This window comes from Ruegeria sp. A3M17 (assembly GCF_003318255.1).
Classification (GTDB): Bacteria; Pseudomonadota; Alphaproteobacteria; order Rhodobacterales; family Rhodobacteraceae; genus Ruegeria.
Genome location: NZ_QOCF01000014.1, coordinates 251544 through 269750, shown reverse-complemented (window position 1 = coordinate 269750; position 18207 = coordinate 251544). Strand labels below are relative to the sequence as shown.

The 18207-nt window shown below is 56.9% G+C and carries 15 protein-coding genes; 13 read left to right on the top strand and 2 right to left on the bottom strand.

What is annotated here, in order from left to right:
• Positions 1-82: 82 nt before the first annotated feature.
• From xdhA to DS906_RS08700, 7 genes are all read left to right on the top strand, one after another.
• Positions 83-1444, top strand: a complete 1362-nt coding sequence (gene xdhA / locus DS906_RS08730) for a xanthine dehydrogenase small subunit (protein WP_113789802.1) — start codon at positions 83-85, stop codon at positions 1442-1444.
• The gene (gene xdhB / locus DS906_RS08725) at positions 1441-3843 is read left to right on the top strand and encodes a xanthine dehydrogenase molybdopterin binding subunit (RefSeq protein ID WP_113789801.1); all 2403 of its coding nucleotides are present in this window, start codon (positions 1441-1443) and stop codon (positions 3841-3843) included. Before xdhA ends, xdhB begins: the two co-directional genes overlap by 4 nt.
• Positions 3843-4778: a xanthine dehydrogenase accessory protein XdhC gene (xdhC, locus tag DS906_RS08720; RefSeq protein WP_113789800.1), complete on the top strand. Its 936-nt coding sequence runs from the start codon at positions 3843-3845 to the stop codon at positions 4776-4778. The genes xdhB and xdhC overlap by 1 nt, the downstream gene beginning before the upstream one ends.
• A complete protein-coding gene (locus tag DS906_RS08715; RefSeq protein ID WP_113789799.1) occupies positions 4775-6292 on the top strand; it encodes an ABC transporter ATP-binding protein in 1518 nt (505 codons plus the stop codon). The genes xdhC and DS906_RS08715 overlap by 4 nt, the downstream gene beginning before the upstream one ends.
• A gap of 63 nt (positions 6293-6355) precedes the next feature.
• Positions 6356-7438: an ABC transporter permease gene (locus tag DS906_RS08710; RefSeq protein WP_113789798.1), complete on the top strand. Its 1083-nt coding sequence runs from the start codon at positions 6356-6358 to the stop codon at positions 7436-7438.
• 3 nt (positions 7439-7441) lie between these two features.
• Entirely contained in the window at positions 7442-8362 is a 921-nt protein-coding gene (locus tag DS906_RS08705) for an ABC transporter permease (protein WP_113789797.1), read from the top strand.
• Positions 8363-8397: 35 nt separating this feature from the next.
• On the top strand, positions 8398-9471 hold the full coding sequence (locus DS906_RS08700; protein WP_113789796.1) for a BMP family ABC transporter substrate-binding protein: 1074 nt from the start codon (positions 8398-8400) through the stop codon (positions 9469-9471).
• Positions 9472-9895: 424 nt separating this feature from the next.
• On the opposite strand, the gene DS906_RS08695 is transcribed toward DS906_RS08700, so the two are convergent.
• Positions 9896-10783: a LysR family transcriptional regulator gene (locus tag DS906_RS08695; protein WP_113789795.1), complete on the bottom strand. Its 888-nt coding sequence runs from the start codon at positions 10781-10783 to the stop codon at positions 9896-9898.
• A 122-nt stretch (positions 10784-10905) separates the two neighbouring features.
• Between DS906_RS08695 and DS906_RS08690 the strand changes: the two genes are divergently transcribed.
• Positions 10906-11919 carry a D-cysteine desulfhydrase gene (locus DS906_RS08690; protein ID WP_113789794.1) on the top strand — a complete coding sequence of 338 codons (1014 nt, stop codon included), beginning with the start codon at positions 10906-10908 and terminating at the stop codon, positions 11917-11919.
• Between the two features lie 3 nt (positions 11920-11922).
• Positions 11923-12624, top strand: a complete 702-nt coding sequence (locus tag DS906_RS08685) for an aspartate/glutamate racemase family protein (protein WP_113789793.1) — start codon at positions 11923-11925, stop codon at positions 12622-12624.
• A 61-nt stretch (positions 12625-12685) separates the two neighbouring features.
• On the opposite strand, the gene DS906_RS08680 is transcribed toward DS906_RS08685, so the two are convergent.
• The gene (locus DS906_RS08680; protein ID WP_233494734.1) at positions 12686-13585 is read right to left on the bottom strand and encodes a LysR family transcriptional regulator; all 900 of its coding nucleotides are present in this window, start codon (positions 13583-13585) and stop codon (positions 12686-12688) included.
• Between the two features lie 254 nt (positions 13586-13839).
• Between DS906_RS08680 and DS906_RS08675 the strand changes: the two genes are divergently transcribed.
• From DS906_RS08675 to DS906_RS08660, 4 genes are all read left to right on the top strand, one after another.
• Complete coding sequence (locus DS906_RS08675) at positions 13840-14805, top strand: glycine betaine ABC transporter substrate-binding protein (RefSeq protein WP_113789792.1); 966 nt, start codon at positions 13840-13842, stop codon at positions 14803-14805.
• A 67-nt stretch (positions 14806-14872) separates the two neighbouring features.
• Positions 14873-15928 (top strand): glycine betaine/L-proline ABC transporter ATP-binding protein, encoded by a 1056-nt coding sequence (locus DS906_RS08670; RefSeq protein WP_113789791.1) that lies wholly within the window; start codon positions 14873-14875, stop codon positions 15926-15928.
• On the top strand, positions 15925-17466 hold the full coding sequence (locus tag DS906_RS08665; RefSeq protein WP_113789790.1) for a proline/glycine betaine ABC transporter permease: 1542 nt from the start codon (positions 15925-15927) through the stop codon (positions 17464-17466). The genes DS906_RS08670 and DS906_RS08665 overlap by 4 nt, the downstream gene beginning before the upstream one ends.
• Entirely contained in the window at positions 17463-18182 is a 720-nt protein-coding gene (locus tag DS906_RS08660; protein ID WP_113789789.1) for an alpha/beta fold hydrolase, read from the top strand. Before DS906_RS08665 ends, DS906_RS08660 begins: the two co-directional genes overlap by 4 nt.
• Positions 18183-18207 lie beyond the last annotated feature (25 nt).

Here is an 18207-nt window from a genome sequence, read left to right as displayed (position 1 = left end):
GCTATCCGCCCGCTACTCTTTCTACGTCGCATCGAAGGGGGGCACGCAAGGGCGCAACCGGGTAAGGCGACGGGTTTCTCGAATGAATATCACGTTTCTTCTGAACGGAGAGACAGTGGAACTGGCGGATGTCAATCCGACAGCGACCCTGCTGGATTGGCTGCGTGAGGATCGCGGCCTGACCGGCACCAAAGAAGGCTGCAACGAAGGCGATTGCGGGGCATGCACTGTCATGGTGACGGATGAAGGTGGCCACAAGGCGCTGAATTCCTGCATCCTGTTCCTGCCGCAACTGCATGGCAAAGCGGTGCGCACGGTCGAAGGCGCCAGTGGTCCCAACGGCGAGGCGCACCCAGCCCAGCAGGCGATGGTTGATCTGCACGGCTCGCAATGTGGCTTCTGCACCCCCGGTTTCGTCATGTCGATGGTGGCAAGTCATGCAAATGGCGCAACGGATCATGACACGCAGCTTGCTGGCAACCTGTGCCGCTGCACCGGCTACGCGCCCATCATTCGCGCCGCCAAGGCTGCCGAAGAAGTTCCCGTGCCGGTTTGGGTGAAAGACAAGCCAGTCGCGACGCGGGTAACATCGCAGATGTTGCCGGAGTCTTCGGATGAATTGGCCAAAATCTATGCGGAACACCCGGACGCCACTTTGGTCGCCGGCGCGACGGACGTTGGGCTTTGGGTGACCAAGCAACTGCGTGATCTCGACCCAGTGATTTTTCTGAACCGCTGCGATGATCTGAAAGAATTCACGATTACGGATGACGAGGTTCGATTCGGCGCAATGGTCGATATGAACCGGATGGGCGAAGCACTGGCGGACCTGCACCCGTCTTACGCCGAATTGATCCGACGCTACGCCAGCGTTCAGGTGCGGCACGCGGCGACGGTCGGCGGCAATATCGCAAACGGCTCGCCCATCGGAGACAACCCGCCCGCACTGATCGCCTTGGGCGCGACGCTACATCTGCGCAAGGGCGGCGAACGTCGCTCGGTCGCATTGGAGGACTTCTTTATCGACTACGGGAAACAAGACCGGACACCCGGCGAGTTTGTCGAATCCGTAAGTTTTCCGCGTCAGGCGGATCGTTTGAAGGCCTACAAACTCAGCAAACGGTTCGATCAGGATATCTCGGCAGTGTGTGGGTGCTTTAACATCACTGTTTCGGACGGAATAGTTGCTGATGCGCGTATTGCCTTTGGTGGTATGGCCGGCACTCCAAAACGGGCTTCAAATGTCGAAGCCGCGCTGGTTGGCAAGCCATGGACGCATGAGACTGTCCGGTCCGCCATTCCGGCCTTCGACAGTGATTTCACCCCGATGACGGACATGCGCGCATCGGCCAACTATCGGCTGCAGACCGCCAAAGCACTGCTCGAACGGTATTTCCTTGAGGATCAGGGCGAAATGACAAATGTATTGGAGGTGTCCGCATGAGCGTGACCAAACCCCTCCCCCATGACGCGGCGCCACTGCATGTCGCGGGAACCGCACGGTATGTGGATGACATTCCGACGCCCAAAGGGTCATTGCATCTGGCCTTTGGCATTAGCCCGATTGCCAAGGGTAAGATCACCACGATGGACCTGTCGGCGGTGAAGGCAGCCGAAGGTGTCGTCATGGTGATGACAGCCGACGATCTGCCATTTGCCAATGACGTCTCACCGTCGATCCATGATGAACCTCTGCTGTCTGATGGCACGGTGCACTATATCGGGCAGCCCGTTTTCCTCGTCATTGCGACCAGCCACCTTGCCGCGCGGAAAGCGGCGCGTTTGGGCCAGATCGATTATGCCGAAGAGACCCCGATCCTGACGGTTGAAGAGGCGCTTGCCGCGGACAGCCGGTTCGAGGACGGTCCGCGCATCTACGCCAAGGGCGATGCGGATGCGGCCATTGCGGGTTCGGCGCATGTGATCGAAGGTGGATTTGAACTTGGCGGTCAGGAGCATTTCTATCTGGAAGGTCAGGCCGCACTGGCCGTGCCCAATGAGGGCGCGGATATGTTGGTGCATTCTTCGACCCAACACCCGACCGAGATTCAGCACAAAGTAGCGGACGCTCTGGGTGTTCCGATGCACGCAGTTCGCGTTGAAACGCGCCGTATGGGCGGCGGCTTTGGCGGCAAGGAAAGTCAGGGCAACGCTTTGGCTGTTTCTTGCGCTATCGCGGCACGTGCAACCGGCAAAGCCTGCAAGATGCGTTATGACCGCGACGATGACATGATCATCACCGGCAAGCGCCACGCGTTCCGGATTGCATATAAGGCCGGGTTTGATGAGAGCGGCCACATCCAAGGCGTTTCCTTCCTGCATCATGCGATTTGTGGTTGGGCACAGGACCTGTCCCTGCCGGTCGCGGACCGTGCGATGCTGCATTCGGACAATGCCTATTTGCTGCCGAATGCCCGGATCGAAAGCCATCGGCTGAAGACCAACACTCAATCCGCCACCGCCTATCGCGGGTTCGGCGGACCACAGGGTATGGTCGGGATCGAACGCGTGATGGATCACGCCGCGTATGAGCTGGGAATGGATCCGGTCGAATTGCGTCGCCGGAACTACTATGAGCCGGCGCATGTTGTTGCGGATCCCATGATCGCTGAAAAGCCGCTGGGCCATCCCGACCCGCACGAAGACCTGACCAGCCGTGGCGCGGTGGAAATGGGCGACGCGCCAGTGCGTCCGTTGCCCGCAGGCGGCAATACCACACCTTACGGGATGGAGATCAGTGACTTCGAACTGCACGGCATGACTGCCAAGTTGCTGCAATCCAGCGACTACACCGCACGCAAGGCTGCCATTGAGAAGTGGAACGCCGAGAACAGCGTGATCAAGAAGGGGATTGGCTTTTCTCCGGTTAAGTTCGGCATTTCGTTTACGTTGACCCACCTGAACCAGGCGGGCGCGTTGGTGCATGTGTATCAGGACGGCTCGGTCCACCTGAACCACGGCGGCACCGAGATGGGTCAGGGTCTGTTCCAAAAAGTCGCGCAGGTCGCTGCATCTCGCTTTGGTATTCCGCTGGAAATGGTGAAAATCACCGCAACCGATACGGCCAAAGTGCCAAACACATCTGCCACGGCGGCGTCCTCGGGCAGTGACTTGAACGGTATGGCAGTCAAGGCAGCCTGCGACACGATCCGCGACCGGATGGCCGACTATCTGGCCGAACGCCATCAGGCCGATCCATCGACGGTGACATTCTCGGACGGTCATGTTTCGGTTGGCGGCGAGCGCTATACGTTCGCCGAAGCCGCCGCTTTGACCTATCAGGGTCGCATCAGTCTTTCGGCAACCGGGTTCTACAAGACACCCAAAATCGAATGGGACCGGATCAAAGGCCGGGGGCGCCCGTTTTTCTACTTTGCCTATGGCGCGTCGATCACCGAGGTCGCCATCGACACGCTGACTGGCGAGAACCGCATTTTGCGGACGGATATCCTGCATGATGCAGGCGCGTCGCTGAATCCGGCACTGGACATCGGACAGGTCGAAGGCGCTTACGTACAGGGTGCCGGTTGGCTGACGACCGAGGAACTGGTTTGGGATGGCAAAGGGAACCTGCGCACGCATGCGCCGTCGACCTACAAGATCCCTGCCTGTTCCGACCGACCTGACATTTTCAACGTCGCGCTCTGGAGCGGTGAAAACCGCGAGGACACGATCTATCGCTCGAAAGCGGTCGGGGAACCGCCCTTCATGCTGGGTATTTCCGCGTGGCTTGCCCTGTCGAATGCGGTGGCAGCCTGCGGTGGCAGCTATCCGGCGCTGGATGCACCTGCCACGGCTGAAGAAGTCTGGAAAGGTGTCCAGCGGGTAAAGGGAGAGACCTGATGGGATTTGATCGAGAGGCTTTGAGGGAGGCGGTCAATACCCACGGCAAGGTGACCCGGGTGGTTATCGCCGGGATCAAGGGGTCATCCCCGCGCGAAGTTGGCGCTGCAATGCTTGTTTGGGAGAACGGGCAGTCGGGCACCATCGGCGGTGGCACGTTGGAGTATCAGGCAGCTGAAGCAGCCCGATCCCAAGCAGCGCCCATGCGCCAAACGCACCATGCGCTCGGCCCGGATATGGGTCAGTGTTGTGGCGGTGCAGTAACTCTGCTGAGTGAAATCTATGACCTTGCGGCCGTCGACCGGCTGGATGATGCAGTCATTGCGCGCTCGGCTTCGGGTGGTGAGATGCCGCTTTCGGTCAAGCGGCTGTTGTCGCAGGCTCGCGGTCAGGGTGTCGCGCCCGAACCGCAGCTGATTGACGGCTGGATGGTCGAGCCCGTTCACGAACCGGCGCGCAATCTGTGGATATGGGGTGCCGGTCACGTTGGCCGGGCTCTGGTCGATGTCCTGTCACCGTTGCCCGATCTGTCAATCACCTGGGTCGATACCGGTCCTGAACGATTTCCCGAAGCGGTGCCCGGCGGCGTAACCGCCGTTCCGGCAGCGAAACCGGCTGAACTGGTACGCCATGCGCCGCGCGATGCTGAGCATCTTGTGCTGACTTATTCACACAATCTGGACCTGGAACTGTGCAACAGGTTGCTTTTGCACGATTTCCGCTTTGCGGGCCTGATTGGCTCGGCTACGAAATGGGCGCGATTCCGGTCCCGGCTGGCCGCTTTGGGACATGCGCCCGAGCGGATTGGCCGGATCACCTGCCCAATCGGAGATCCAGCCCTGGGCAAACACCCGCAGATGATCGCAGTTGGTGTCGCGGCGCAGCTCCTGCGCCCTGCCCGGCAAAACGAAATAAAGAAGGACCTGAGCGCGTGACCACTCCACTTCTAAGCTTACAAGGGCTGACCAAAGCCTATCCCGGCGTCGTGGCCAATGATCAGGTGTCCTTTGACATCGGTGAGGGTGAGGTTCACGCCTTACTGGGCGAAAATGGTGCCGGCAAATCAACGCTGGTGAAAATGATCTATGGGCTGGTGAAGCCTGACAGCGGTACCATGCTTTTGCGTGGGCAGAGGTTTGCACCCCCCGAACCGCGTGCGGCACGGGCCGACGGGATCGCGATGGTGTTCCAGCATTTCTCGCTGTTTGACGCTCTGAACGTCGCCGAAAACATCGCCTTGGGGATGGAGAATCCACCAGCCATGGGCGATCTGGCTGCGCGTATTCGCGAAGTTTCGGAAACTTACGGCCTGCCGCTGGACCCCTATCGCACTGTCGGTGATCTGTCCGCGGGTGAGCGTCAGCGGGTCGAAATCATCCGCTGCCTGTTACAGGATCCAAAGCTGCTGATCATGGACGAGCCGACATCTGTTCTGACCCCTCAGGAAGTCGACATCTTGTTCGAAACGCTGAACAAATTGCGGTCCGAGGGCACCTCGATCCTGTATATCTCGCACAAGCTGGAAGAAATTCGCACGCTTTGCGACCACGCCACGATCCTGCGATTGGGGAAGAATGTCGGCGAATGCGCTCCCGCTGAGACCTCGGCACGGGATATGGCCGAGATGATGGTGGGTTCGACCCTGCAAACACCCGAACGTTCGGGGCGTGAGTTCGGTGAGGTCGCCCTGGATGTCAGCGGGTTGTCTGTTCCATCGCCATCGGAATTCGGAACCGCGCTGAAGAATGTTCACATGACCGTCCGCAAGGGCGAGGTTCTGGGAATCGGCGGCGTCGCAGGCAACGGACAGGACGAATTGCTAGGCGTGTTGTCGGGCGAGATCACCACAGCGCCCGACGCGATCAAGTTCAACGGCCAGCCGATCGGCAAACTGGGGCCGACCGCGCGCCGCAAACTGGGCGTTCTGACCGCTCCGGAAGAGCGATTGGGACATGCGGCCGCCCCAGACATGAGCCTGACTGAAAACGCCTTGCTAACAGGATCGGTCCGAGAAGGGCTTGAGAATAACGGCTTCCTGAAATGGGCAGAAACCAAGAGTTTTGCCGAAAAGATCATCAGTGCTTTTGACGTCCGCACACCAGGGCCTGAAAACGCCGCGCGATCTCTGTCAGGGGGCAACCTGCAGAAGTTCGTCATTGGGCGCGAGGTCCTGCAAAACCCCGACATATTGGTTGTGAACCAGCCGACTTGGGGTGTGGATGCGGCGGCTGCGGCCTCGATCCGTCAGGCCATTCTGGATTTGGCCGCAAAAGGCACCGCAGTCATCTGCATATCGCAGGATCTGGATGAGTTGATGGAAATCTCGGACAGCTTTGCGGCGCTCAACGAAGGGCGGCTCAGCGCTCCGCGTACGACCACAGGTCTGACGGTCGACGAAATCGGCCTGATGATGGGCGGCGCGCATGGCATGGAGGTGGCCCATGTTTAATCCGTCGGACCGCCTTCGGCGAGAGAATTTACAAAAAGATGAAGAAACTGGGGGAATGAGCAGATGATTGTGTTGGAGAAACGGCCGCAGCCGTCCAAAGCGTGGTCTTACGCGACCCCTTTGGTGGCCGTGCTGGCAACCATGGTTTTCGGCGGCATCCTGTTCGCCATTCTGGGCAAGAACCCGATCCAAGCCATTGGCACCATTTTCTGGGAGCCGCTGTTTGGCGAGTTCGCTTTCTACTACCGCCCGCAGTTGTTGGTCAAAGGCGCGCCGCTGGTTCTGATCGCCATTGGCCTGTCCTTAGGTTTCCGGGCCGGTATCTGGAATATCGGGGCCGAAGGGCAATACATCATGGGCGCCATTTTTGGGGCCGCAGCTGGTCTGGCCTTTTATCCGCTGGATGCGTTTTACGTTTTCCCGATCATGGTGATCGCCGGTGCATTTGGCGGTTGGCTTTGGGCGGCAATCCCGGCCTTCCTGAAGGTGCGTTTTGGCACCAACGAAATCCTTGTGTCACTGATGCTGGTCTACGTGGCCGAGCAGATGCTGGCTTCGGTTTCGCTTGGTCTGCTCAAGAACCCCGAAGGGTTCGGCTTTCCCGGATCACGCAACCTGCAATCCTATGAAAGCGCGCATAACGCCGAGCTGATCGTCGGATCGGGCATGCATTGGGGTGTTGTTTCTGCGCTGATCGCTGTGATCTTTGCCTATGTCCTGCTGAACCGTCACATGCTGGGTTTCCACATTCGACTAACAGGTGAAGCGCCGCGAGCGGCGAAGTTCGCGGGTGTAAACCCGGCGCGCCTAATCCTGTTCTGTCTGGGCATGTCCGGTGCGCTGGCCGGGTTGGCGGGGATGTTCGAGGTCTCAGGCCCATCAGGTCAGGTCAGCATCGACTTTAACGTGGGCTACGGCTTTACCGCGATCATCGTGGCCTTTCTGGGTCGTCTGCATCCGGTGGGTATCCTGCTGGCCGGTGGCCTGATGGCGCTGACCTATATCGGTGGCGAAATCGCGCAATCCCAGTTGGGCCTGCCTGCTGCTGCCATTCAGGTCTTTCAGGGCATGCTCCTGTTCTTCCTGCTGGCTTTCGATCTTTTGACCAACTACCGCATCCGTGCGGCCCGTAAAGAGGTGGCGTGACCCATGGACCTTGGTGAAATCAATCCCGTACTTTTGGTCGCCTCGCTTATGGTGGCCGCAACCCCCCTGCTGTTGGCCGCAATCGGAGAACTGGTCGTCGAGAAAGCTGGTGTTCTGAACCTTGGCGTCGAGGGCATGATGATTGTGGGCGCGATCAGCGGCTTTGCGATCTCTGTCGAAACGGGTTCGCCCTGGCTGGGGTTCATCGCTGCGGCCATTGGTGGCGCAGTACTGTCCCTGCTGTTTGTCCTGCTGACGCAGTTTGCGCTGGCGAACCAGGTGGCCAGTGGTCTTGCGCTTACTCTGTTCGGCCTCGGCTTCAGCGCGCTGATGGGTCAAAGCTATGTCGGTGTCAAACCGCCCAGCATGGGAGATATCCATATCCCGTTGCTCAGCGATATTCCGGTGATCGGCCCCATCCTGTTCCAGCATGATCCGATCCTGTATCTGGGCATCGCGCTGGTTGCAGCCGTCTGGGCCACGCTGAAATACACCCGCGTCGGTCTGATCCTGCGCGCAGTGGGTGAAAACCACGACGCCGCACACGCCCTGGGCTACAAGGTCATCAAGATCCGCATCCTGGCGATCCTGTTTGGTGGCGCCTGCGCGGGCCTTGGTGGAGCCTATATCAGCCTGATCCGCGTTCCGCAGTGGACCGAGGGCATGACCGCCGGTGTTGGCTGGATCGCTCTTGCGCTTGTCGTCTTTGCCAGCTGGAAACCATGGCGTGCATTGCTGGGTGCCTATTTGTTTGGCGGAATCACGGTGTTGCAGCTAAATCTGCAGGCCGCGGGCGTTGCCATTCCCGTCGAGTATCTGGCAATGTCACCCTACATCATCACGATCCTTGTGCTTGTGATCCTTTCGGCCGACAAGAGCAGCGCACCTGCCTCACTGGGCCGGATCTTCCACGCCTCGCACTAGACGGGGCCAATTAAACCAACTTGGGGAGTAACCACATGAAATTCACTTCACTTCTTGCCAGTGCCGCGATGGTGCTGGGTCTTGCGACCGGCGCAGTCGCGCAGGACAAAACAAAAGTAGGCTTTGTCTATGTCGGCCCGGTGGGCGACGGCGGCTGGACCTATGAACACGACAAAGGCCGTCTGGCGGTTGAGAAAGAATTCGGCGACAAGGTCGAGACCGTGTTTGTTGAATCCGTTCCCGAAGGCCCGGATGCCGAGCGTGTGATGACCCAGATGGCGTTGGAAGGCGCTGACCTGATCTTTACCACCTCGTTCGGGTACATGGACCCGACCATCAACGTGGCCAAGAAATTCCCGAACGTGAAATTCGAACACGCGACCGGCTATAAGACCGCCCCGAACGTGTCCGTGTATTCGGCCCGCTTCTACGAAGGCCGCGCCGTTCAGGGCCACATCGCGGGTAAAATGACCGAGTCGAACATCATCGGTTACATCGGGTCCTACCCGATCCCCGAAGTGATCCGCGGCATCAACTCGGCCTACATCCACGCCAAGAAGGTAAACCCGGATGTCGAGTTCAAGATCATCTGGGCCTACACTTGGTTCGACCCGGCGAAAGAGGCAGATGCCGCAACCGTTCTGATCGAACAAGGTGCAGACGTCATCCTGCAGCACACCGACTCGACCGCGCCGCAGGCGGCCGCGCAAGAGGCGGGCAACGTGATCACCTTCGGTCAGGCCTCGGACATGAGCGAATATGCCCCCAAGCCGCGCGTATCCTCGATCATCGACAACTGGGCGCCCTACTACATCGCGCGCACCCAAGCGGTCATGGATGGGTCGTGGGAAACCGTGAACACCTGGGACGGTATCAAGGAAGGCATGGTTGAGATCGGCGAAATTTCGGACGCCGTTCCGGCCGACATCAAAGAAGAAGCACTGGCGATGAAGGCCGCCATGGCCGCGGGTGAATACCACCCCTTCACCGGCCCGCTTAAAAAGCAGGACGGTAGCGACTGGCTGGCTGAAGGCGAAACTGCAGATGACGGCACGCTGGCCGGTATGAACTTCTACGTCGAAGGTCTGGAAGGCGAAATTCCTCAGTAAGAACTGATCCGGAAATCAACAACAAGGCCCGCATATTTTTGCGGGCCTTTTTTGTATTTTCTTTGAGCCCAGAACGGTCATTGCCGTGCCAATTGTGCGCTGCGGAGGTAGTTCGTAGCTCGCGGCCCAAAGCAGATATCTATTAATTGCAGAGGGCGGAAAGCAGACCTTCGCCGCGTAGTCGAATTTCAAAAACCACGACGGTCAAAGTGGCCACTCGCTTGTATCGCTTCTTTGGCAGCTGGGCATGTTCGAGAGACGACTGCTGCCAGGATCAGGCGTTTAGGATGTAGTGGTTTTTGCGATAACGAAGCGTTTTGCTCGTGGGCTTCGTTTTTCGATCTGGCGAAGGGTGTGTAAGGGAAACCAAGCCCTTCTGATCAGGGGCTGCATGCCATTTGGGATAGAGAGTGCAGCGGGAAAACTAGAAACTGAAAATGTCTTCAAGTTGTTTCCATATTTGCTCTGCGTGATCTGGCTGAGGTTCTGCCAAGCGGACTACCCTGATTGCCAGAAGCTGTGTGGGCAGTACATCGTCAATGCACACAAGCGTGCCCTCTGAAAGGTGGGTCGCCACTAGAGAGTGGGGCAACCACGCGATGCCGATTTCATTCAAGGCGTATTGTAGTATGGCCAACGTAAGTGCGGTTTCAGCTCTGGGCACTGCGGTTTTACCTTCAGGTAATCGCGGCGCAATCATCCTGGAATAGACCTGCCCGAGAAAGACTTCGGGCGGGTAGCTGATTGTAGGAATTACGGCTTTCGTCACTTGGGTACGCACAGTAGGCGCACAGACTGGAATCAAAGTATCCATCCCGAGTGTTTTGGTTTCAAACGCGTTAACGGGTTCTTGAATACTGTCATCAGGCACCGCGTACATGATGGCAAAATCAACTTCTTTTGAAATCAGATGCATAAGGCACTCGTCTTGATTTCCTGAACGCACGCGAACCGAGATTTCGCCAGCTTCAGTTAAAACACGAACAATTTCGGGTGAAATTGTCGTGGTGAGCGCGTGTTGGCAAACAAAAGACAACGATTTGCCAGTCTGATCACTCGCTGTCTTCAAGGTGTGTCGAAGCCTATGCAGCCGGGTGCTGAGTTCACGTAATTCAAATTCCAGATCCCGCACACCTGGCATCAAAGAAACTGGCTTGCGGCGACGATCAAACAGCGTTGCGCCTATGTTGTCTTCGATAAGCCGCACCCGCCGAGTAAAGGCGGATTGCGTCAGCAATCGCTTTTCAGCGGCGCGGGCGAGAGAGCCGCTATCTAGCACGGCCAATATATCATCGATCCACTCAAGACGCATGGCGGATCGATAGTGCAGTTCGTATCAATATGCAATTCCTGCAATTTATGTACCGAAATTCGAATTAGGAAAGCGCTTCCGCGCGCAGTAAGTTGACAAAAGCAAATATTAGGAACCACGACATGCACCTTGCCCGTTTTCCCCGCCTGCATCTTGCCCATCTTCCAACACCGCTTGAACCCATGACTCGATTGTCAAAGGAGCTGGGGGTCGAAATATGGATCAAACGCGATGATTGCACCGGCATGTCGACCGGTGGCAACAAGACCCGCAAGCTTGAATTTCTAATGGCAGAAGCCGAAGCGCAGGGCGCCGACATGGTGATGACCCAAGGGGCCACGCAAACCAACCACGGTCGGCAGACGGCTGCATTTGCCGCCAAGCTGGGGCTTGATTGTCACATCCTTTTGGAGGATCGCACCGGTTACCAAAATGCAAACTACAATACGAACGGCAACGTCCTGCTAGATCATTTGCATGGTGCAACCACCGAGAAGTATCCCGGCGGCCACGACATGCCGGGTGAGATGGAAAAAGCAGCCGAAAAGAAGCGCGCGGAAGGGCACAATGTCTATGTCATTCCTGGCGGCGGATCGAACCCGACCGGCGCACTTGGCTATGTTAACGCGGCCTTTGAACTGTTGGCACAAGCAAACGACAGTGGTTTGCAAATTGACAGATTGGTGCATGCAACCGGCTCTTCAGGAACGCAAGCCGGGTTGGTGACGGGCATGTGTGCCATGAATGCGCAGGTGCCCGTGCTGGGCATCGGCACGAGGGCGCCTCAGCCCAAGCAAGAACAGATGGTTTTTGACCTCGCCTGCAAAACCGCTGAAAAACTAGGCTGCGCAGGTGTGGTCAAGCGCGAAGACGTGAAGGCCAATACTGACTATGTCGGCGAAGGCTATGGCCTGCCAACGACAGGCGGCATAGAGGCGATCCAGATGTTTGCAGAGCTCGAAGGCATCCTTCTCGATCCATGCTATTCAGCCAAGGGCGCAGCCGGTCTGATTGATCTTGCCCGCAAGGGTGAGTTCAACGGCCAACGGATTGTGTTCCTGCACACCGGGGGTGCCGCAGCCCTTGGGGGGTATGATTTTGCCTTTGATCATCAAAACCGCTGGGTGACTGTCTGAGCCATGACACTGCGCCCGGTTGGAATTCTTGGCGGTATGGGCCCCGAAGCGACCATCCTCCTCCAGCGCAAGCTGGTGGCGGCAATACCCGCAACTGATGACCAAGATCACATACCTTTGTTGATCGACATGAACCCGCAGGTGCCGTCGCGGGTTAGTCATCTGCTCGAGGGCGTCGGCGAGGATCCGGGGCCGACGCTTGCCGCTATGGCGCGTCGGCTTGAGGATGCTGGAGCCTTAGCGCTGGCGATCCCGTGCAACACCGCCCATCACTATGCCAAGGCGATTACGGATTCAGTGGACATCCCCTTGCTGAACTTGATCGAACTGGCAGCCGAATATGCGGCTCGGACGCTTGGGTCAGGGGGATGTATCGGAATGCTTGCCTCGCCAGCCGTACAACGTACTTATCTATTCGAGACAAAGCTGCAAACGCGCGGGCTTTCGGTTGTTTGGCCGGCGGACGATGAAAAAATGCTTGCAGCGATCCAAAAAATTAAGACTGACGGCCCGTGCAATGAAGGGCGCGAAACACTAAGAGTTGCCTCGAAAGAACTTGTTGCCGCCGGAGCAGACCTGCAGCTTGTAGCTTGCTCAGAATTCTCGCTCATCGCTGATAGTGTTGCGGCCGAAGTCAATGCCATCGATACGATTGACCTGCTTGTTCAGGCGATTGTCGAATTTTCCCACGCAGTGCAAGTTTAGACGATTGAGTAAGTGCGCCACAGCGTTCGGAGGCAATCTGTAAGTCAAAAGATACCTTTGTTCATAATTGGTCCCAAAGCTGTTGCGCTGTCTGATCAAAGGTCGCGGGATTGGCAAATGCGGAAATCGTCAAAGTGGCACACCACGCGTCATCGCCGATTGGCACCAGCAATCTTGCGTCCAGCTCCGGCGAAATTGCGGTTTCGGGCATCCAGGCAAATCCGCTTCCGGTAATCAGGCGTCTCTTGATTGTCTCAACCAGACTATCAACATAAATCGTCTCGGCGTTCAGGGGTTTGCGGTCTATGGTATTTTCTACAACCATGCCTAAAAATGAAGAACGGTCATATGCCAGATAGGGGATGGGTGGGCCATCCTGCTCTGCGAGGCTCCAACCCATGGCACGCGCTGAATCAGCTGTAGCCACTGGCACCAGACGATCCTTTAACAGGTCTTTTCGCTCAAATGCGGTTTCATCAATCATCGGTGAAACCGAGTGGTGATTGTAACACAAGAGAATGTCCACTGCGCCCTCGACCAACAGGTCACAGCAGGTGCTTAGGGAATCGGACAGTACACGAGTGCGCAGATCGGGAATTTGCGTCTGCAACTCTTCGATGCGACTTGCCAAAAAATTAACCGCGATCGTGTGGAGGACCGAAAACCGGATGAAACGGCTATCCCCCCGGTCGGCATCCCGCAGCGATTGACGCGACTCTGATAGTTGTGAGATCGCCGCCAGAGCGACCGGCAGGAATTGTTGACCTGCTTCTGTCAATTGAACAGGATAGGTGGCGCGATTGACCAGAGGCAGCCCGACCCAGCTCTCCAACGCTTTGATTCTACGACTGAATGCGGATTGTGTGATGTTACGTTCATCGGACGCTCGGGTGAAGTTCAGTGTCCGGGCGAGGCATTCAAAATCGCGCAGCCAGTTCAAATCCAATGTGTGTACCTGCATTTCCAAGGAAACCTTGGTCGAGCATACTCAAAACTATGCATTGCAGGAATAGTTTGATGAAATGTTCGAATTGGCCCTCAGAAAACCTCATGCTCTAGACTTTAAGCTAGGGCCTGGCGGTTTGTCCCCTTTTCACCCTTCCGCCCGAAGTCACAGCCCGAGGCGACTTGGAACGACACCGCCGAGCGATGGGAAAGAAACAGACTAAAAAATACGACGCCAAAATACGGCGCAAATCAACAGAGGAGAATATTATGAGAAGGAAGCTGAAGGCATTGGGCATGGCAGCGGCGGTGGGTATCTATGCGATACCCGCTTTCGCTGCTGAAGAGGTAAAAATCGGTGTGCCGTCCTGGACCGGGGCGCAGGCAATTGCTCATCTTCTGGGTGCAGTTGTCGAAACGCGCATCGGAGGGACGGTTGAATATGTGCCCGGAAACAATGCCACTATCTTTCAGGCCATGGATCAGGGCAAAGGCGACATAGACGTGCATCCTGATGTGTGGCTTCCCAATCAGGAAAGCTTTACCAAGAAATATGTAGACGAAGCGGGCACAGTAACCCTGTCGTCGAACCCCTATGAAGGCAATCAGGGCTTTTGCGTTAGCAAAGACTTTGGTGAGGCCAACAGTATCACCGACATAGCTGATCTGGGCCGCCCTGACGTCGCCGCCCTGATGGATAGCGACGGCAACGGTAAGGGTGAGATGTGGATTGGAGCCCCGGGCTGGGCGTCGGCCAATGTGAACGAAGTTAAAACGCGGGACTATGGGCTACTGGACTTCATTGAGCCCGTGCGTGCTGAAGAAAGCGTGAAAACCGCGCGGATCAAGGACAGCATCACCAAAGGTGAAGGTTATGCCTTCTATTGTTACAAGCCACATGCGGTCTGGTACATGTTCGACGTTCAAATGCTGAGCGAACCGACGTTCGACCCGGCAAAATATGTGATGGTTCAGCCATCGGACGATCCGGATTGGTACAATAAATCCAGTGTTGCCACCAAAGACGCCCTGAAGAACGTCCAGATTGCATGGTCCAACACCTTGCCAGAACGTTCTCCTGCAATTGCAGATTTCTTCGCGAACTTCGCGCTGACAGCGGATGATGTCAGTGGCTTCGCCTATGAGATCAGCGGCAAAGGCCGTGATCCGGCAGACGTTGCCCGCGAATGGGTCGAAGCGAACCCGGATCGCGTGGACGCTTGGTTGGGCCTCTGATCCCACTTCCAGAAACAGGGTGGCGGCATCTGTTGGCGTCACCCAATTGCAGATCTCTGGAGGGCATATGAGCGACGACACCGTTATCGAAATTTCGAATGTTTGGAAGATTTTCGGAGGTAGGCCCGAAGTGGCGTTGCAAGCGATCCGGGATCGCGGGCTGACCAAGACCCAGGTGCTGGCGGAATACAATTGTGTAGTCGGTGTTGCTGATGTCAGCCTATCGGTCAATCGGGGCGAGATTTTCTGCATTATGGGCCTGTCGGGCAGTGGCAAATCCACTCTGGTTCGTCATTTTAACAGGCTGCTTGAACCCACTGACGGCAAGATCGAGATTGAAGGCACCGATGTGATGGCGCTAGGGCCAAAAGAGCTTCAGCAGTTTCGCAACAACAAGATCGGTATGGTATTTCAGAACTTCGCGCTCATGCCGCACCGATCGGTGCTGGACAACGTCGCGATGCCGTTGGAAATCCGCCAGGTCAGCAAGAATGAGCGGATGCGTCAGGCCGCGGCCATTCTGGATATAGTCGAACTTGGTGCCTGGGGGGCGAAATTCGCACACGAGCTGTCAGGCGGCATGCAGCAACGCGTTGGTCTGGCCCGCGCCTTGGCCGCCAACCCCGACGTGCTTTTGATGGATGAACCGTTTTCGGCCCTTGATCCGCTGATCCGGCGACAATTGCAGGATGAATTCATCCGGTTGAGCAAGATTCTGAAAAAGACCACGATCTTCATTACACACGACCTGGATGAGGCGGTTCGCATCGGCAATCGGATCGCCATCATGCGGGATGGCAAGGTGGTGCAGATCGGAACCGCTGAGGACATCGTTATGCATCCAGCGGACGATTACGTCGCCGATTTTGTTGCTGGCATTTCACGGCTCAAGGTGGTTCGCGCCCATGCGGTGATGCGTCCCATTCCTGAATATGTCTCGGCCCATGGACCGCTATCGGCGGATGCCCCGCGCGTGAATGAAGGGGAAAATCTGAGCACGCTGATAAATCTGGCGATCGACAACAGCAGCGCAATCCTTGTGGAGGACGGCGGCGTGGATGTTGGCGTCATAACCCGTGCCGATCTGTTGCGCACCGTGATCGAAGGGACCGAAGTGTCATGAGCCTTTCTGATGTGAACCCGCTGGAAGATACCGAAAGCGAAGCGGCTCTTGCCTATGCCGAAGAGCGGCGTGAAAACATACGCACATTTGTGCGCACCAGCCCTGATTATTACATCCGTAACTTCGACAAGATTGGTGCATCGTCCCGCTTCACACCAACTTTCAACCTGATGGCCGGGCTGTTTGGCCCAGTGTGGTTCGGCGCGCGTGGCTTGTGGTCATGGGCGTTGCCATTTCTGATCCTCGAAACAATAGCCTATGTGCAGGTTGCGCGAGGAATGTTCGGCGACCTAGCAGCCGAGGCAATGGAGCGCATCTCATCGATAGAAGGGACGCTTGAACTACGCCGTCAGCAACTGGCTGCAGCTATCGAAAACAATTCGGACAAGATCGATGTCTATCAGCGAACGGTGGACTCGCTTGAGGAAAACATAGGGGGTATCCGGGCCGAGGCCGAGGCGATGGCCGCTGAAGGTCCTTACATCGTTCTGACCGGTCTGGTCATCCTGATCATCGTCAAATTCATACAGTCACAGGTGGCGAACTGGGCGCTTGAGGCGCGTTTCTCGGAATGGTTATCAGACCGTTCGATCCGCTCGGCCATGCCGGTGTCGCAGATCGTGTTCAGCGCAATCTTCATGGCGTTGATCGTCGCTGCGGCAATGTTGCATTACAGCTTCCCAGGGCGCTTTTCACTGCTTAGCCATTTTCCGACAGATCCAAACATCCGCCTGACCAGTATCACTTGGGTAGAAGATTTCATCGCCTGGTGCGTACGCAACAGCGAGGCGTTTTTTGATGGGCTGACATTCGGCATCCGCACTCTGTTGGATGCGCTAGAGGTCATACTGGTTCAGACGCCATGGATCGTGATTGCGAGCTTGATTATTCTGCTGACCTGGCTGACAGCGGGCATCAGCACGGCCATCTATTCGGGCGCATTTCTGGCCTATATGGGCCTGCTGGGTTTCTGGGAAGGTGCCATGACCACGCTGGCCTTGTTGGGGACAGCGGCGTGCCTTTCGATTGTTATCGGAATTCCGCTCGGCATGTTTGCTGCCCGTCGCCCACGGTTCTATGCGTTTATCCAGCCGATCATGGATTTCATGCAAACCATGCCAGCCTTCGTGTTCATGGTGCCTGTGATTGCGTTCTTCGGCGTTGGAAAGCCAGCGGCGGTTGTGGTCACGATGATATTTGGTGGCACGCCGGTGGTACGATTGACCGTTCTTGGTCTGCGCGGTGTGCCAGAAAGCGTGCGCGAAGCAGCTATTAGTTTCGGTGCCAATAAGTGGTACTTGCTCACTAAGGTAGATCTTCCATTAGCAAGCCCATCGATCCGCGCGGGGATCAACCAGACGATTATGTTGTCGCTGGCGATGGTCGTCGTGGCCTCGCTGATTGGCGCCAAGGGGCTGGGTGAGGACGTGCTGGAAGCGTTGCAATATGCCAATGTGGGCCAAGGTATCCTCGCCGGGTTTGCGATCCTTTTCTGCGCCATGATCCTTGATCGCATCGTACAGGGTGGGCGCAAATGACACCTGTCGTATTCGTCCATGGATTTTTGGGCGGCAGTCGACAATGGTTAGGGCAAGTCGAAGCCCTGGCCGGTTTCAACGTCGTGGCTCTGGACTTACCGGGATTTGGAGAGAATGCGCATCTCAATGCCCCCGACAGCATCGCGGGCTTTGCCGAGTGGGCGCTGAGAGAATTAAGCGTGCGGGGAATTGAGCGGTTTATCCTGATCGGCCATTCAATGGGTGGGATGATCGTTCAGGAAATGGTTGCCCGTGCGCCCGAACGTATCGACCGGTTGGTGCTTTACGGCACTGGAACAATAGGCATTCTACCCGGCCGGTTTGAGACAATCGGCACTTCAAAGCGCCGGGCCAATGCAGAAGGACCAAGAGCCACGGCCAGACGCATTGCGGCAACCTGGTTTCTTGATCGGGGAAAAGCTGCGGCCTATGAGGACTGTGCTATGATTGCAGAACAATGCAGCCTGCAAACTATGCTAACTGGGCTCGACGCGATGGAAGGTTGGAGCGGCGCCAAACATTTGGCGGATATCATGACCCGTACGTTGGTGATTTGGGGTGACCGGGATCGGACCTATCCATGGAGCCAAACCGAACAATTGTGGCAATCAATTCCCGACGCCAACCTCGCCGTGATACCTGGATGTGCTCACGCGACGCATTTAGAGAAGCCGGGACTCTTTAATTCGATTCTGCGCGATTTTTGTGCCGCCTGACAGCTTGTCTGCAGCCAGAATGTTG

Excerpts from the sequence above, each read along its gene's own strand:
- xdhA (WP_113789802.1), top strand. The coding sequence starts at position 83 with ATGAATATCACGTTTCTTCTGAACGGAGAGACAGTGGAACTGGCGGAT.
- xdhB (WP_113789801.1), top strand. The coding sequence starts at position 1,441 with ATGAGCGTGACCAAACCCCTCCCCCATGACGCGGCGCCACTGCATGTC.
- xdhC (WP_113789800.1), top strand. The coding sequence starts at position 3,843 with ATGGGATTTGATCGAGAGGCTTTGAGGGAGGCGGTCAATACCCACGGC.
- DS906_RS08710 (WP_113789798.1), top strand. The coding sequence starts at position 6,356 with ATGATTGTGTTGGAGAAACGGCCGCAGCCGTCCAAAGCGTGGTCTTAC.
- DS906_RS08705 (WP_113789797.1), top strand. The coding sequence starts at position 7,442 with ATGGACCTTGGTGAAATCAATCCCGTACTTTTGGTCGCCTCGCTTATG.
- DS906_RS08700 (WP_113789796.1), top strand. The coding sequence starts at position 8,398 with ATGAAATTCACTTCACTTCTTGCCAGTGCCGCGATGGTGCTGGGTCTT.
- DS906_RS08695 (WP_113789795.1), bottom strand. The coding sequence starts at position 10,783 with ATGCGTCTTGAGTGGATCGATGATATATTGGCCGTGCTAGATAGCGGC.
- DS906_RS08690 (WP_113789794.1), top strand. The coding sequence starts at position 10,906 with ATGCACCTTGCCCGTTTTCCCCGCCTGCATCTTGCCCATCTTCCAACA.
- DS906_RS08685 (WP_113789793.1), top strand. The coding sequence starts at position 11,923 with ATGACACTGCGCCCGGTTGGAATTCTTGGCGGTATGGGCCCCGAAGCG.
- DS906_RS08680 (WP_233494734.1), bottom strand. The coding sequence starts at position 13,585 with ATGCAGGTACACACATTGGATTTGAACTGGCTGCGCGATTTTGAATGC.
- DS906_RS08675 (WP_113789792.1), top strand. The coding sequence starts at position 13,840 with ATGAGAAGGAAGCTGAAGGCATTGGGCATGGCAGCGGCGGTGGGTATC.
- DS906_RS08670 (WP_113789791.1), top strand. The coding sequence starts at position 14,873 with ATGAGCGACGACACCGTTATCGAAATTTCGAATGTTTGGAAGATTTTC.
- DS906_RS08665 (WP_113789790.1), top strand. The coding sequence starts at position 15,925 with ATGAGCCTTTCTGATGTGAACCCGCTGGAAGATACCGAAAGCGAAGCG.
- DS906_RS08660 (WP_113789789.1), top strand. The coding sequence starts at position 17,463 with ATGACACCTGTCGTATTCGTCCATGGATTTTTGGGCGGCAGTCGACAA.